General features: G+C 66.5%; 14 protein-coding genes. 5 read left to right on the top strand and 9 right to left on the bottom strand.

The annotated features are described in order from the left end of the window. Position 1: 1 nt before the first annotated feature. From NK1_RS06980 to NK1_RS06955, 6 genes are all read right to left on the bottom strand, one after another. The gene (locus tag NK1_RS06980) at positions 2-1,024 is read right to left on the bottom strand and encodes an MlaD family protein (protein ID WP_063007726.1); all 1,023 of its coding nucleotides are present in this window, start codon (positions 1,022-1,024) and stop codon (positions 2-4) included. After that, on the bottom strand, positions 1,021-2,031 hold the full coding sequence (locus NK1_RS06975) for an MlaD family protein (RefSeq protein ID WP_063007725.1): 1,011 nt from the start codon (positions 2,029-2,031) through the stop codon (positions 1,021-1,023). Before NK1_RS06975 ends, NK1_RS06980 begins: the two co-directional genes overlap by 4 nt. Then, positions 2,028-3,038 (bottom strand): MlaD family protein, encoded by a 1,011-nt coding sequence (locus tag NK1_RS06970; protein ID WP_157104121.1) that lies wholly within the window; start codon positions 3,036-3,038, stop codon positions 2,028-2,030. The genes NK1_RS06975 and NK1_RS06970 overlap by 4 nt, the downstream gene beginning before the upstream one ends. Before the next feature lie 36 nt (positions 3,039-3,074). Then, entirely contained in the window at positions 3,075-3,941 is an 867-nt protein-coding gene (locus NK1_RS06965) for an ABC transporter permease (RefSeq protein ID WP_063007723.1), read from the bottom strand. Then, positions 3,941-4,786 (bottom strand): ABC transporter permease, encoded by an 846-nt coding sequence (locus NK1_RS06960; RefSeq protein WP_063007722.1) that lies wholly within the window; start codon positions 4,784-4,786, stop codon positions 3,941-3,943. The genes NK1_RS06965 and NK1_RS06960 overlap by 1 nt, the downstream gene beginning before the upstream one ends. Positions 4,787-4,937: 151 nt before the next feature. Next, a complete protein-coding gene (locus NK1_RS06955) occupies positions 4,938-5,924 on the bottom strand; it encodes an alpha/beta fold hydrolase (protein ID WP_084460648.1) in 987 nt (328 codons plus the stop codon). Positions 5,925-6,159: 235 nt separating this feature from the next. Here NK1_RS06955 and NK1_RS06950 point away from each other — a divergent pair, with 235 nt between their 5' ends. Next, positions 6,160-7,311, top strand: coding sequence for a helix-turn-helix domain-containing protein (locus NK1_RS06950; RefSeq protein WP_063007721.1), 1,152 nt, complete (start codon positions 6,160-6,162; stop codon positions 7,309-7,311). A gap of 61 nt (positions 7,312-7,372) precedes the next feature. Here NK1_RS06950 and NK1_RS06945 read toward each other — a convergent pair whose 3' ends face one another. Beyond that, entirely contained in the window at positions 7,373-8,131 is a 759-nt protein-coding gene (locus NK1_RS06945; protein WP_167354238.1) for a TetR/AcrR family transcriptional regulator, read from the bottom strand. Between the two features lie 79 nt (positions 8,132-8,210). On the opposite strand from NK1_RS06945, the gene NK1_RS06940 reads away from it, so the two are divergent. Genes NK1_RS06940 through NK1_RS06930 form a run of 3 tightly spaced genes read left to right on the top strand, consistent with a single transcriptional unit; the run spans position 8,211 to position 10,794 of the window. Continuing rightward, a complete protein-coding gene (locus NK1_RS06940) occupies positions 8,211-9,287 on the top strand; it encodes a fatty acid desaturase (protein ID WP_063007719.1) in 1,077 nt (358 codons plus the stop codon). 29 nt (positions 9,288-9,316) lie between these two features. Continuing rightward, positions 9,317-9,499: a rubredoxin gene (rd, locus tag NK1_RS06935; protein WP_039779734.1), complete on the top strand. Its 183-nt coding sequence runs from the start codon at positions 9,317-9,319 to the stop codon at positions 9,497-9,499. Positions 9,500-9,501: 2 nt separating this feature from the next. Next, on the top strand, positions 9,502-10,794 hold the full coding sequence (locus NK1_RS06930; RefSeq protein WP_063007718.1) for an NAD(P)/FAD-dependent oxidoreductase: 1,293 nt from the start codon (positions 9,502-9,504) through the stop codon (positions 10,792-10,794). Positions 10,795-10,878: 84 nt separating this feature from the next. On the opposite strand, the gene NK1_RS06925 is transcribed toward NK1_RS06930, so the two are convergent. Beyond that, on the bottom strand, positions 10,879-12,069 hold the full coding sequence (locus tag NK1_RS06925; RefSeq protein WP_167354237.1) for a PucR family transcriptional regulator: 1,191 nt from the start codon (positions 12,067-12,069) through the stop codon (positions 10,879-10,881). A gap of 808 nt (positions 12,070-12,877) precedes the next feature. After that, the gene (locus tag NK1_RS06920) at positions 12,878-13,441 is read right to left on the bottom strand and encodes a TetR/AcrR family transcriptional regulator (RefSeq protein WP_084460645.1); all 564 of its coding nucleotides are present in this window, start codon (positions 13,439-13,441) and stop codon (positions 12,878-12,880) included. Between the two features lie 269 nt (positions 13,442-13,710). On the opposite strand from NK1_RS06920, the gene NK1_RS06915 reads away from it, so the two are divergent. Next, positions 13,711-15,093, top strand: a complete 1,383-nt coding sequence (locus tag NK1_RS06915) for a hypothetical protein (protein ID WP_157104120.1) — start codon at positions 13,711-13,713, stop codon at positions 15,091-15,093. The last annotated feature ends 6 nt before the right edge of the window (positions 15,094-15,099 follow it).

Here is a 15,099-nt window from a genome sequence, read left to right as displayed (position 1 = left end):
CTCAGCACCCCGCTCCCGGCAGCGGAACACAGATCGGGCCGCCGTCGACGACCTGCGCGGACCGGTCGACCGCGACGGTGCCCTGCGGAGAGATCAGTTGGTTCAGCCGTTCCAGCGTCTGCTGGACCGCCGCCAGCGACGCACCGGTGTCGGCGCCGAACCGGCGCAGCTGCGGCACGATCCCGGCGATTTCGTCCACCAGCGGTTTCAGCGAGCTGTCCCACACCGGGCGCAGGGCGGTCAGGCGCGCCAGCAATCGGTCGGTGATGGTCAGACCGGCGATGATCTCGTGATGCTTGGCGAAGACGGTGTCTTCTACGCGACGCAGCGACGAGATCAGGTGGAACGCCTGCTCCTTGTTCCGGTCCATCGCGGTGAGGTACATGTCGGCGACCTTCAGCGCCTGCGAGATGTCGTCGCGCTGGCTGTTCATGATGTTTACCAGTGAGTCCACCGCCTGTCCCAGCCGCCGCACGGCGTCCGGACTGTTCGGCACCGCCGAGGCGAGTGCGGCGAAGTTCGTGCGCAGGGTGTCCCCGTCGATATCGCCGATCGGGTGGGCGGCATCCTGGAATACCTGCATGAGGCTGTAGGGCAGCCGCACTCGGTCCGCCGGAATCACGGTGTTCCCCAGCGGTTTCCGGCCCGCCGGCAGGACTGCCAGATAGTGGCCGCCGATGGCGGTCAGCATGCGGACATCGAGGGTGGTGGCGTCGCCGACGAATACGTTCTCATCGACGGTGAAACTCAACCGCACCCGATCGGCGAGCAAGTCCAGCCCGCGCACCGTTCCGACCGGGATACCCGCCACGCGCACGCTGTCGCCGACAGTGAGTGCGCCGGCTTCCGACAGGTCAGCGTGATAGGTGTGCTTGCCCAGCGGAAGTTCGTAGGTCACCACCGCCGCGGCCAGCAGCACCACCACCAGCGCCAGCCCGAGCAGGCCGAGGCGGACCTCTCGCCGACGGCTGTCACCGGAGGCGAATGCGGCCCGCAGGAGCGCGCGGACGCGGTGCCGCCTCATCGTCTGCACACCGAGATGCGCGTGCCGTTCAGCAGAATCGCGAGTGCGCCGGGAACGTCGGCGTTGCCGTGTGAACAAGTTCGGTCCACCTCCTGACCGGTACGGGGAACGACGGCATCGAGTGATTGCAGTAAGCCGGGAAGCCGGGCGAGGACGTCCGCGGCGGCGTGCGGGTCGGGGAAGGCGGTGCGCACCGCCTGTTCCAGATCCGGATTGTCGCCGGGCGTCAGTCCGAGGGTGGCGGCGAGACTGTCGATCGGGGTCAGCACCGACGGCGCGGTGACCACGAAATCGACCAGTCCGTCCAATTTCTGTTCCAGAGCGCCGAATACGTGATCGATCCCGTCGAGCAGCACGATCGCGTTCTGCGACCGGCCGTCGATGCGATCGGCGACCTGCCGAAGATTGGCGACCAGCACCGCCAGCACCGATTGCCGGTCTTTCACATACGAGGACACCCGCTCGATCGAGTCCAGGGCGGGCCCCAACCCGCTGCCGCCGCCGTCCAGTACCGCGAGAATCGTTTCGGCGAAATGATTCACAGCCGACGGTGACAGCTCGGCGAGGACCGGCTGCAAGCCGTTGAACAGCGCGGTGATGTCGAAGGATCCGAGGGTGCGCCCGATGGGGATGTCCACGCCCGGCGGTTGCGACGCGCCCGCCGAATTCGGTTGCCGCACATCGATATAACGCTGCCCGATGAGAGTCTGGAACCGAATGGCGACGGTGCTCGTGAGATACACCGGATGCCGGGGCTGGACGGTGAAGCGCACCCGTGCGCGGTAGTCACGGTCCAGCGAGATCGACTCCACCTTGCCGACCGCGACGCCGAACATACGTACGTCGTCACCGGTTTTGAGCCCGTTGGCGTCGGTGAACACAGCAGTGTACGTGACATCGGCGTCGGCGACGGGGCGTTGGATCGCCTGCACGACGACGGCCAGCAGCCCGGCCATGGCGAGCGCGAAGGCAACCATGCGCCAAGCGATGGAGGCGACACTTTTCATCGCCCCTCCGCTCCGGCCGGGCCCAGCAGAATCGACGACAGCACGGGAGTCGCGCTGAGGGTGAGGGTCAGATTCAGCACCGGTCCCGCCGGTCCGTCCGGCATGGCCGCCTCCAGCCTGGTCAGCAGTTCGTGCAACTGCGCGCTGGACTGCTCCGGCGTCGAGACCGTGTGCCCCAGAGCCGCCAGCAGCGGAGTCAGGAATCCGGCGTAGACGCCCAGATACTGCTGTGCGGTCGCACTGGTGCGCGAGACGCCGGGAAACAGGTCGTCGGTGATGGCGGCGATGGTCTTGTCGAAGACCGCGCGGTCGCTGCGCAGCGCCTCGATGTGGTTGAGGTTGTACAGAAGCTGGATCGTGCCGGTGAGAAAGGGAGGCAGGCCGCCCAGGATCGCGCCGTACTGGCGGAGCAGATACGACGGGGCGTACCGCTGGGTGTCGGCGATATCGCGCGCGGTGGTCACCATGGCTTGGAAGATCGGCGTGAACGCCTTCAGATCGGTACTCACCTGCCGCAGCGTGTCGGCCAGTTGCGGCGTCAGCACCTGGGTGGTGGTCCGGCTCAGTTGCCGCAGCAGCGCACCCATGGTGGCATCGGTCATCCGGTCGGCCGCGGCGCCGGTCAGTTCGAGTACGGCGCCCGATCGCAGCGCGCGGCCTCCCGTCCCTCGCCGCAGATCGAGTTCACCGATGCCGAACAGGTTGCCGGGCGCGGCCCGCAGCGACACCGTATCGGTGACGCCGCGCAACCGGGAGTTGTTCAGCGCCAGCGTCATTCGAAGCCGATCCGGACCGGCGCCGACGATGTCCTCGACCGAGCCCACCTTCAAGCCGTCGAGCCGCACGTCGGAGCCGGTCACGATGCCGTCACCCACCTGCGTGGCGATCACCTGCACGCGCAGGGTGTCGTCGGTGCGCACGCTCCGATAGCCGCACCACACCACCAGCGCGAGCGCGACAATCACCGCAGCCGCAGCGCCCGTGCGGCGCGAGCTTCGCGAATCCATTGCCACACCGGGCATTCCGTATTTCGGCACAACCCCTCATCCTGTGAATTCGATCGACGAGTGCAGCCCCCACAGCGCGAGCGACAGCACCATGTCCAAGGCGATGATGGCGACGAAACTCGCCCGCACGGCCCGTCCCGAGGCGATCCCCACGCCCTCGGGACCTCCGGCCGCGAAAAAGCCCTGGTAGCAATGGATCAGGATGATCGCGGTGGTGAACACGACCACCTTGATCACCGCCGCGATTACATCCCAGCCGGAGACGAACTGGAAGAAATAGTGGTCGTAGACGCCCGCCGCCTGGCCGTGCAGCGTCACCACCACCATCCGGCACGAGAAGTAGGCCAGGATCAGCGCTACCAGGAAGGTCGGCACGATCGCCACCGCGCCGGCGATCACCCGCGTGGTCACGACCAGCGGAATCGACCGCAGGCCCAGTGATTCGATGGCGTCGATCTCCTCGGAGATGCGCATGGACCCGATCTCCGCGGTCATGCGGCATCCGGCCTGTGCGGCGAAGCCGATACCCGCCGCGATCGGCGCGAGTTCGCGGGTGTTCGCGAAGGAGGACACGATCCCGGTCAGCGGGCCCATACCCAGCATGTCGAGCGTGGCGAAGGATTCGATGCCGACCCCCACCCCCATGGCGACCCCCAGCACCGCGAGCATCGGCACGGTGCCGCCACCGACGATCACCGAATTGCGTCCCCACGTCATATCGGTGATCACGCGCATGGTCTGCGATCCGTAATGGCTCACCGTCAACGGGACGGATCGCAAGACCTGCCAGACGAACCCGAGCACGAAACCCCATTCCTCCAGCACGATCCAGAAACGCTCACGCGACCGGATCAGGCGGAAGAACCAGCGCAGGCCCTTCGGGGCATATTCGGTCGCCACCATCAGGCCAACCTCACCGGCAGGAACATGGCGGTCAGCTGAGTGAGCGCCACATCGGCCACCACGATCCCCAGGACCGAAAGCACCACCGCGGCGTTCACACCGTCGGCGACACCGCGCGGGCCGCCTTTGGCCTCCAGCCCGCGCTGGCACGCCACGATCACCACGATCAGTCCGAACAACACCGATTTGCCCAGCGACACAACCACATCCGCGACAACGGTGAACGATCCGAAGGTCAGCCAGTAGCTTCCGGAAGTCACGCCCTGCGCCGCGACCAGGTAACCGGCGAAGATACCCACGAACATGATCAGGATGTTCACCAGCGGAGCCACCAGCACCATGGCCACCAGCCGCGGAATCACCAGACGGTGGACCGGGTCGACACCCATGACCCGCAGGGCGTCGATCTCGTCGCGGATCGTGCGTGCGCCGAGATCGGCCGCGATGGCCGAGGCCGCCGCGCCGCCCAGGAGCAAGCCGGTGGCCGTGGGCGCCCCTTGTTTGATCACCCCGAGGCCGCCGGTGGCGCCGAGCAGTGAATCCGCGCCGAGCTGATGGATCAGATTGCCCACCTGCACCGACACGATCACCCCGAACGGGATCGCCATCAGGACGGCGGGGACCGCGGTGGCGGTGACGAAGAACCAACTCTGCCGCACCGCCTCCGGCCAGCTCAGCCGCATCCGCACGATATCGGCGACCGCGCCGCCACCTGCCCGCCCGGCCAGCTCCACGAAACGCCCCAGGGTACGCAGCGACGAGACGACCGTGTCGGAGAAGTTGGCGCGAAGTATCCGCACCACGGAGGGTTCCGCGGGCGCTGGCGCGATCCGGGTCACCGGCATGCCCTCGGTCGGCTGGCGCCGATACGGGTGCGGGACGCCGCATCGCGGGCGTCGTGGCCGGTAGGAGTCGTCATCGGCATGCCTCATCGTCGAGTCGTGTACAAGGAAAGTCGTTCGGCCGCAGGCGGTCTCGGGGCGGGTGTGGGCTCGGTCAGGCGGCCGTCGGAACGCGGATGTCGATCAGCTTCCGGAGCTCGGCGGTGACGATCTCGGGATATTCCAGCGGGGCACAGTGACCTCCCGGGACCTGCACCAGACCCGCCGAGTTCGGGAATCTGCGCACCAGGCGTTCGGAGGCCGCGAAGCCCAGCAAACGGTCGTCGGTACTGCCGATCACCAGCGTGGGTACGGTGAGCCACGAAATCCCGAACCGGCCGTCGCGCAGGGCGAGCAGGGTGCGGAAGAACCGTCCTCGGGTGGCGGGCGGAGTCGTCAGCAGCAGTTCCTGGATCAGCGCCCGCGCGGCCGGCGGCGCGCCCGCCCCGATCGCTACCGGCGCCATCATCGCCGTGCGCAAGGGCATGCGTCGCGGGATGGGCACGCCGCCGAACGCGCTGAGCCCGAGCGGACCGAACCGGTCCAGCAGTGTCGACAGCGGCGGTCGCAGACCGCCCCCGGACAGCGTGGAGGCCACGTCCATCGCGATGTCACCCGGGCTGGAATTGATCAGAGCGAGCGAGTCGACACAGCGTGTGACCTGCTCGGGATGCCGGTGTGCCCACGACTGAATCGTGATGCCGCCCATGGAATGTCCCGCGACGAGCGCGCGCTCCCCCGGGCGGATCGTGGCGCCCACCACGGCGGCGAGGTCGTCGGCCAGGCAGTCGACTGTCCATCCGGCACGACCCGGACGCCCGCTACGTCCGTGCCCGCGATGATCGAAGGCGATCACGCGGTAATGCAACGACAGGGCGGCGATCTGATTGGCCCAGAAGCGAATCGCGCAGCAGATGCCGTGGGAGAGCACGATCGGGTAGCCGTCGTCCGGGCCGAACACCTCGGTATGGATCGCGGTCCCGTCGGCCGACCGGACGGCCACGACCCGGCCCGCCGGAAAACCCTCGTACAGCCGAAATTCCCCCGATCCGCGCAACCGTGCGCGATCACGGCGGCTCAACGTACGCCATGCGGCCGACATCGGCTACCGCCTCGTTCCCGGTTCGGCGCGACCGGCGTCCACGCCGACAGCGGCGACGGAAAGCGTGCCGGGGCCGACCCGCGCGCGGACTGTGGTTGCGACTCTCATCATTCCTTCTCCCAATACCGTTCTCTCTGTTCTACTTGCTCCCTCGAGGCAAATGCTTGGCCACTGAGGGTGAACTCGGCGCATCGTTCATACTGAGGGTGTGAATACGCGGTTACGCTCCAATCCTGTGGTTCCCCCGGACATCGCCCCGGCGCTCTACGACGAGTTGCCGATCGCCGAGGACGAAATCTTCGAGACCGTCGCGCGCGAGCTACCGGTGTTCGCCGAGGTATTCGAGGGCGCGCTGGGTGAGCGCGCCCGGGCGGACGTGAATACGATGCTGGCCGGATTCTTGGTACTCGCCTGCGGCGACGGTCCAGGTCGGCGAGCGGTCGACCTGGCCGCCGTGGAGCGCGCGGCCTACGATCTGGGACGGTTCGAGGCGTATTCCGGACGCTCGATCGACGCGCTCAACGCGGCCTTCCGGCTCGGCGCGCGCATCGGCTGGCGGCATTGGAGCAGCACCGCGCAAAACCACGGGATGAGCACTGCGGGGATCGCGCGCCTGGCCGAACTGAACTTCGACTACATCGACAATCTCGCCGACGCCGCCGTCAGCGGGCATGCCGCCGAGCTGACCTCCGCCGGGCAACAACGCCAGCGACGCCGGGAGCGACTGACCGAACATCTCTTGACCGGCGCGGCGGACGACGAGATTCGGGTCGCGGCCGGACTTGCCGCCTGGCACGTACCCGAGACGATGGTCGCGGTCGTCCTCCCGCGCAGCGACGCGCGCAATGCCGTTCCGCTCGTCGATCACCGCACCCTCCAGGCCGACGACGATCTCGTGCCCGGCCCGGCCGGTTCCGGGCTCGCGGTCCTGCTGGTGCCGATCAGCGCGACGACGTCACGCACCACCCTGGTCCGGCGACTCACCGACCTCCGGGCCGCTGTCGGACCCGAACAACCGTGGCTGGAAGTGCGATATTCGGCCGAACTCGCCGCGCGCGCATGGGAATGTCACATCGACGGGCCGTGGCCCATCGATGCCGAGAAGTCGCTGGCGCACTTGGTCGTTCACGCGGATCCGCGCACCAGGCAGCTGCAGCGCGCGGCGGCGCTCGCGGCCTTCGATCATCTGCGCCCCGACACCCGGCAGAGATATGAACAGACTCTGCGGGCCTGGTTGTTGCACCAGGGCAGGCGTGAGGACGTGGCCCGGCATCTGATCCTGCACCCGCAGACCGTGCGTTATCGGATGGACCGGATTCGCGAAATCCTCGGCGACGACCTGAACGACCCCGAGCGCGTGCTCGACCTGGTGATCGCACTTGCCTGACGACGCGACCTCAGAGGTATCACCCAGTGACGCACACCTTCTCGCTGTTCAGTGAGCTCGATCAGGACTCGCCTTTCCGGGCCGCCTCTCGCCTGCCCGGCCGCCAGGCGGATCGCGCGTCGAGCAGATATGCCAGCTGCATCTTCGTATTGGCGTTGACCTCCACCAGCGCGTCGGGATCGTCGCGCCGAGCGGGTTCCGACAACACGTCGAGCGAACTGTCCAGCGACACGATCAGGACGGTGACCAGCAGTGTCGCCAGCATCTTCGTATCCTTGATGGGCCAGTGATTGACCGGCTCGGTCCGGGCGAGCACGGTGGCCATCTGGTTGATCATGACGCGGATCTCGGTACGGATCACGCGCCGCATCGTCGCGCTGCCGGCGATGCGCTCCCGGGCGACAAAGGCGATGTAGCTGTACTCCTGCCGGGTGTAGTCGCCGACGACGTCGACCAGACCGGACAGCAGCGCATTCGCTTCGCCCGGCGCCGGCGGGTCCATACTCGCGAGAAGTTTCTTGAGACGCCGGAATGATTCCTCGATGATCGCAATACCCAGTGCGTCGAGCGATTCGAAGTAGCGATAGAAGGCCGAGGGAGCCAGTCCCGCCGTCGTCGCGATCTTGCGCAGACTCAACGCTTCGAAGGCTTCACCACCCCCGATCAGCTTCAGCGCCGCCTCGATGATCGCCGACCGGCTCTCGTGCCGACGTTGCGCCTGGGTCCGCGGCGCGGTCACCGCGCGGGGCCGCTCACCGAAACGCCCATCCCCCTCTTCAAGTGAACGCTTGTTCCGCTTTTCCTGTGTGCGTCTACTCACATAATCTCCAGAAAACTTGAGTTGATCGACCATTATCCGCCAACATTCGGAACATCTGTTCTCTAAGTTGGAGGAGCATATGAAACTCGCGACCAGGTTACCAGGGGAACGACACCTCGAACGCGCCGACGCGGACCGGATTGCGCAGATCAGAGGGGCGATAATCGCGATCGGCGACTCGTGGCGCGCGCGGCACCCGTGGATCACCGCGCACCAAAATCACATCGGATTTGCGATCTTCCTAGTCGCCATCGCGGGCGTCGTCGCCGACGGTTGGCTGTACTACGACGGCGTCCTGCCGTGGTGGGTGACGATCCCGCTGACCGGCTTCTGGCTCTCGTTGCTGCACGAGCTCGAGCACGATCTGATCCACTCGATGTACTTCCGGAACAACCGTTTCGTTCACAACCTGATGATGTTGGGCGTGTGGTTCTTCCGGCCGAGCACCATCAACCCATGGGTACGCCGTCGCCTGCACCTGCACCACCACGAGGTCTCCGGGACGGATTCCGACCTCGAGGAACGGGCGATCACCAACGGTGAGGGCTGGGGCGCGCACCGGCTCGTCAGCCTGCTCGACTCGGTGCTGGGCATGTACGCCAAACCGTTCCGGATGCGGCGGATCGTGCAGAACTACATCGAACACGAGGCGCGCAGCCCACAGGAGGCTCGTCAGCTGGCCACCGTCAACGCCCTGTCCTATTTCCCGCTGGGCGCAGTCCATTACACGCTGTGGCACCTGTTCCTGGGTATCCACGCCTACCAGCTGGTGATGGGCCCGGCCTCGATTCCCGGCCAGGGAATCCTGGACTTCCTGGCGGTCGCCATTCTGGCACCGAATGCGGTCCGCACGTTCTGCCTGCATTTCGTCAGTTCCAACATGCACTACTTCGGTGATGTCCAGGCGCACAACGTGCTGCAGCAGACGCAGGTGTGGACGGCGAAGTGGCTCAAGCCGTTCCACGCGCTGTGCTTCAACTTCGGCGAGACCCATGCCATTCACCACTTCCTGGTCCGCGACCCGTTCTACATCCGCGAGGCCATCAAGCACGACTGCCAGGCCGTGCTGCGCGACAACGACGTCCGGTTCAACGACTTCGGCACGTTCCGGCGCGCCAACCGCTTCGCGCTCACCTCGGCATCCGTCGAGCCGTAATTCACCCGAGCCCCCGAAATGGAGACGAAATGACCACCGCCACCACAACACAGCTATGGATCTGCACGCGGTGCGGAATGATCTACGACCCCGCCGAAGGCGACCCGGACGGCGGGATCGCGCCCGGCACCGCGTTCGCCGATATCCCCGACGACTGGGTCTGCCCGGTGTGCGGGGCCCGCAAGGTCGACTTCATCCCCTACGAGGACTGATCATGGCCGGCAAACCCGTCGACGGCCAGCACGTCGACATCCTTCTGGTCGGCGGCGGGGTCGCCGCCGCCAACGCGGCCGAGGAGCTGCGCCGCAATGGATTCGACGGCACGATCGCCGTGGCGACGCGGGAAAGCGATCCCCCCTACTACCGCTTCTACCTGACCAAGGAATATCTGCGCGGCAAGGTGAGCCGGGAGGATCTGTTCGTCCACTCACCGGAATGGTGGCAGGACAACGACGTTGCGCTCTGGCTGCGCGCGCCGGTCGCCAACCCGGACCTGGATGCGCACACCGTGCGGGTGGGACGCCGAACCGTGTCCTGGGGCAAGATGCTGCTGGCCACCGGATCCACTGTGCGCCCGCTGATCTGCGAGGGCGCGGGCCTGCGCGGCGTGCACTACCTGCGTACCACCTGGAATGCCGCAGATCTGCGGGACGGGGCGCGGTCGGCGACCCGGGCGGTGGTCGTCGGCGGCTCGTTCATCGCCGCGGAGGCCGCCGCCTCGCTGGCGGCACTCGGCCTCGACGTGACGATTATCTTCCCCGAGAATCTGCCCTTCGCCCGCACACTCGGGGCCCCGATCGGTGCGCTGGTGGCCGACGAGCTGGCTCGGCTCGGTGTGCGAATGGTCCCTCATACCACGGCTGCCGCCTTTCAGGGCACCGAACGGGTGGACGCCGTCACATTGTCGACCGGTGTCCACCTTCCCGCCGACCTCGTCGTCGTCGGCACCGGATCGCGGCGCGAGACCACGCTGGCCACGGCCGCCGGTCTCCCCCTCGGACCGGCCGGCGGCATCCTGTGCGACAGCACTCTGCGCGCTCACGACGCGGTCTGGGCCGCAGGGGACGTCTGCGAATTTCACAACGTCCACCTCGGCCGGGCGACGAATATCGAGCACGACCGCGTCGCCGCGGCCCAGGGTCGTCATGCCGCGCGATCGATGCTCGGAGCGAAGGAGTGCTTCGACGCGCTGCCGTATTTCTGGACCTCGGTCGGTGAGGAACTCCGGATCGACGTCATCGGTTTCCACGGCCCCGGACGACAGCCGCAACCGTTGAACTTGGCACACCACCCCGACCTCGCGGCGCGGTTCACACCCTCCTCCGGCGGTCTTGTTGCCGCACCGGCGGCGTTCCGCTATTCGGCCGAGGGCAGCACCGTCGGGTACGCCTCGGTCAACGGCGCACTCCACCTGCGGGTGGCCGGCCACCACCTCGCACAGACTTCCGCACCGCAAAGTCGCCGGACGCACGGCGGAATCGCGGAAACCGGCGCCGGGATGCGCTGAGCGGACGGAACGCCGCTACCTGCGGCAGCAACGGGACCGGGCACCGCCAACGAGGTCGGTGCCCGGTCCTGTTGTGCCGCACCATCATTCGAGCTGATCCGGGCGCGCGCTGTCGTAGGCGATCAGGGCGGCGCGCAGACGGAACTGCTGCGCCGGATCGCGGGCGTCGAGTCCCGTCAGCCTCTCGATCCGTCGCAGGCGGTAGTCCAGTGTATTCAGGTGAATGTGCAGCAACTCGATCGTCCGTGGCCGGCTGAGCCCGGTGGCCAAATGCGCACGCAACGTGTCGAGCAGGTAGGAGGATTCGACCAACGGCGCGATCACCGCGATTAGACGATCTCGCTCGATGCCGGGGCGGGCGAGCAGCCGCTCGACCGCGAGATCACCGAAACGATACAAACCGCCCGGATAACCGTTGCGGCGGGCCAGTCGAACCAGTTCGTGGCCGGTGTTCGCGGTTCCGCGCAGCGCACGCCGGTCGGCATCCTCGACCACGGCGTGAATCGGGCGGCCGAGCGTCTGTGAGATCAGTTCGGCGACACCCCGGGTATCCGGCTCGGCCAGCTGCGAGGTGGGAACCAGCACCGTCGCGAGATCGCGCCCGACAACGGCCAGTGGGTCCCCGCCGCCGCGCAGCCGACGTTGCCGTACGAGTTCGTGCCGCGTCGAGCGCCACCAGGTGCGGATGCGAGCGCGACTGCCCAGCGGCTCACCGAACGCGATGGCGAAAACCCAATAGTTGTTCGCGAGCGCGATGCCGGCGTCGCGGGCCGCCGCTCGCATATCGCGTCCGGCGAGCACAGCCGACGCGATGCTGTATTCCGCCCCTTCGGGATTGTGCGGACCGCGTGTGAGTTCTCCCATATACGCACTGGAGACGGTGACACTGAGCGTTTTCAGCGCGGAGAACAATACGAAGAGGACGCGCGCGTTGGTCTGTGCGTCGAACGCCGCCGACAGTTCGTCGATGACCATGCGCATGCCCCTGTGCAGACAGGGGGTGATCGTCGACAACTCGACTCCCTGCCGCGCCCACCGCGCCGCGGACTGTTCCAGCGCGCCCAGCGATTCCACGCAGCCGCGGCCGCCGATCACGGCACTGGTGTAATCCAGCGCGATCGCGGTCGCCGCGACGATGGCGCGATCCGATCGGCGATCACGGTCGAGCCGCATCGCGATCAACCGGTCGGATATCGCGCCCGTCAGCCGGGGAAGGTAAACAGCGACCTCACCGAGATCCCGAACCGGCTGATTGCGCAAAGGGGACTCAGTCATTCGGATACTGCTCCTTCTCGCCCGGATTCTGCTACACCCGCCCTCGGTGACCGCCGACCACGGCGGCATCACTCCATATTAGAGAACAGTTGTTCCGTAATAATTTAGTCCAGGCATTATGCACACAAGTCTTCGCACGGAGATGTGACCAACACCACGACATATCGAGAGAACAGGTGAACACTGACTCGCAACCCACGGCAGACTCCGGCGACCGCCACGCGATCCCAGCCACGACCCCGGTTCGGTAGGTTGGTGTCGATGTCGTCATAGTCGATACCGAGGGTGGCCAGCTCGTCGAGCGTCTGTTGGGCTTGCGGTCAGGTGCCGTCGCTGGTGCATCACCAGCATGGGCCTGAACTAGGCCCAAAGCTGGCCCAATCGACCTGCGCCGCACCGGCCGGATCCAACTCTCGAACCGGTCGAAGTCGACGCTCAGTACCGCACCGCTCGAGCTCGGCTCGTACCTCCCTGGCCAAGGCGCTCACCATAGCCCCCAGCATTGCGCAAGCGCGGAGCCACCTGGGTCGAAATGCCGCGTTCGCAGGGATTCGGCAGAGCCGAATGGGCGTCGGCGGATCGGCTACGCCCAATCCGTCGGCAATCTCGTGACGCATACCCGGCGAACAGTGGTAGCAGCGCTCCCAATGTCCGCATACAGACAACGGATGACGGTCGATCGGCACGAAAACCTCGAGCTCGCAGGTGTCAGACCGTCGGGCGAAGTGACACTTGCCGGGGGCGAGCCGGACGCTCCGAGCACAGTGAGGATCGGTATGCGAGCGGGACGGCGGAGAGACGTGCGCTCCTAACCAATGCGTTCGCCGGGTGACCGTACGAGCGGCAGGTAGATGGTGTCGAGTATCTCGATGATGGTGGCATCGGGAATGGTGGTGACGCCACGAACGAGATATTCGTTGCGCAGAAGGTCGACGGCCAGGGTCGCGATACGGGGGGAAAGCGATTCGGGGCGGGCCTCACCTCTGGCGACAGCGCGCCCGAGGACGGTCAGCCAGCGCGTGGCGCCGGTGTCGACGAGCTCGTCTCGAACCTCGCGGAGCAGTTCGGGCTGGTTGCCCATCTCGGCAGCCAGCACTTGCAGAAGTTCACCTTGACGGGACGCGATTCGCCCGGCAGCGGCGCGCAGCATCGTCAGCGCATCCGTTCGCAAATCGCCGGTATCGGGCAGATCGCCGGGCAGCGCGGCATCACGGAATGCCGCGATCGCCAGGGCGGTTCGGCTCGGCCACCGGCGGTAGATGGTGGTTTTGTTCGTGCCGGCGCGCATCGCGACCCGATCGATGCCGAAGCCGCTGTAACCGACCTCTGCGAGTTCCTCGGCCGCAGCCTGCAGAATCGCCCGCTCCAACACCTCACCACGCCGACGCGGTGCCTTACGGTGATCGCCCGCTCGGTCCGGCCCACTCAACGCATCCACTCCTTCAATAGAGGACTTTAAGTACCTTAACACGCGACAATGCCGTATCCTTTCCGATTCATAGAGGACAAACAGTCCTCTATTTATATCGGAAGGGTTTGACCATGGCTTTTACCGAATCAACGGATGAACCGCTGCGGGGAATTCGTCTCGGCGTGACACGGGGCACCACGTACGGCCTCTTCTGTCCGCCGGATCGGTTCGTGCCCCAGGCACGCGAGACGGGCGCGGGCATCGTGCGGGTGAACATCTACTGGTCACAGGCGGAGCCGGAACCGGGGCGGTTCGTCTGGGACGCGGTGGACGCACTGGTCGACCAGCTCGAGGACGACGACGAGGCGTGGGTGACGGTGTGCTCCAGTTCGCAATGGGGTACGCGACATCCCACCGCCTGGCTGCCCGCGTCACCGGCGCTCGACACAGACCGCTATCACAACTTCGTCCGGGAACTCGCCGCGCATCGGCCGGGCCGAATCCGGTTCTGGCAGTGTGAGATCGAACCTTGTTTGCCGCTGTTCTGGGTGGGCACCGCCGGTGAGTACCTGACTCAGCTGCGAAGCTTCCACGACGCTGTGCGGCAGGCGGATCCCGCGGCGCTGGTAGTGCTCGGCGCAGCGGTGCCGGGGGCCATGCTCGGCGACGGACCGGCGGGTGCACATACCTGGGCGCAGTTCTTCGGTGAGGTATTGCGCGACGGCGCAGAGTATTTCGACATCTTCGATCTCCACCCCTACGGCGATCCGTACACGGTTCCGGAACTCGTGCGGGCATGCCGGGGACAACTGGCCGCGCACGGCCACGACAAGCCGGTCGTCGCCAGCGAACACAGCGGACCAGTGCCGACCGAGTTCCCGGAGAATCTGCCGTATCTGGCGGATGTGCTCGCGGCCCATCAACGGCAGTTCCTCGGGCAAGAAGCACTGCCGGACACGTTCGAAGATCTGGTGGCCGCGTCCGACGCGCCGGTGGTCGAACTGTACGAGCGAATGGACGAATTGCCACCGAACCTGCAGATGTTCATGAACGGATGTCCCCCCGAGCTGGAGCAGCGCCGCCACCGGCTGGCCTGCCGGGATCTGGTGATGCGCACCATGTTCGCGCTCGCCGAGGGCATTCAGCGTAACCTGTACTACCCGATCGCCCCCGAGTGGGATTTCTACCGCGACAGCCGAGTCACGGGCGCCCTGATGTTCGGCAAGCTCCAGCTTCTCGACACCGCGCACGGCACCATCGGTCCCCGGCATCCCGCCGCGAACACCTTCGAAGCGATGGCGCGCCTGCTCGACGGCGCCACCCGAGTCCGGCAACTCGACGACACCGGTCATCCCGACCTGTATCTGTTTGCGATCGAACGTTCAGGGAACACATCGGCACTGGTGGTCTGGCAGCGCTGCGACGGAGCCGGCCGGGACCGTCCACCCTACGAATTCGTTCGGGACTGGCCGTATTCGAGGGCGGAGGCCTTCGATGCCGACTGTGCTCGGGTGCCCGTCACTCTCGCGGAGGGCACGCTGCGAGTATCGGTCGGCTCGACACCGCTGTTCATCGACAGCGCCACCGATAACCACACATCGGCGAACGGATGAAGAACG

This window comes from Nocardia kruczakiae NBRC 101016 (assembly GCF_001612965.1).
Lineage (GTDB): Bacteria > Actinomycetota > Actinomycetes > Mycobacteriales > Mycobacteriaceae > Nocardia > Nocardia kruczakiae.
This window is presented reverse-complemented; position numbering and strand designations above follow the sequence as displayed.

Excerpts from the sequence above, each read along its gene's own strand:
- NK1_RS06955 (WP_084460648.1), bottom strand. The coding sequence starts at position 5,924 with ATGTCGGCCGCATGGCGTACGTTGAGCCGCCGTGATCGCGCACGGTTG.
- NK1_RS06925 (WP_167354237.1), bottom strand. The coding sequence starts at position 12,069 with ATGACTGAGTCCCCTTTGCGCAATCAGCCGGTTCGGGATCTCGGTGAG.
- NK1_RS06960 (WP_063007722.1), bottom strand. The coding sequence starts at position 4,786 with ATGCCGGTGACCCGGATCGCGCCAGCGCCCGCGGAACCCTCCGTGGTG.
- rd (WP_039779734.1), top strand. The coding sequence starts at position 9,317 with ATGACCACCGCCACCACAACACAGCTATGGATCTGCACGCGGTGCGGA.
- NK1_RS06975 (WP_063007725.1), bottom strand. The coding sequence starts at position 2,031 with ATGAAAAGTGTCGCCTCCATCGCTTGGCGCATGGTTGCCTTCGCGCTC.
- NK1_RS06980 (WP_063007726.1), bottom strand. The coding sequence starts at position 1,024 with ATGAGGCGGCACCGCGTCCGCGCGCTCCTGCGGGCCGCATTCGCCTCC.
- NK1_RS06940 (WP_063007719.1), top strand. The coding sequence starts at position 8,211 with ATGAAACTCGCGACCAGGTTACCAGGGGAACGACACCTCGAACGCGCC.
- NK1_RS06930 (WP_063007718.1), top strand. The coding sequence starts at position 9,502 with ATGGCCGGCAAACCCGTCGACGGCCAGCACGTCGACATCCTTCTGGTC.
- NK1_RS06965 (WP_063007723.1), bottom strand. The coding sequence starts at position 3,941 with ATGGTGGCGACCGAATATGCCCCGAAGGGCCTGCGCTGGTTCTTCCGC.
- NK1_RS06970 (WP_157104121.1), bottom strand. The coding sequence starts at position 3,038 with ATGGATTCGCGAAGCTCGCGCCGCACGGGCGCTGCGGCTGCGGTGATT.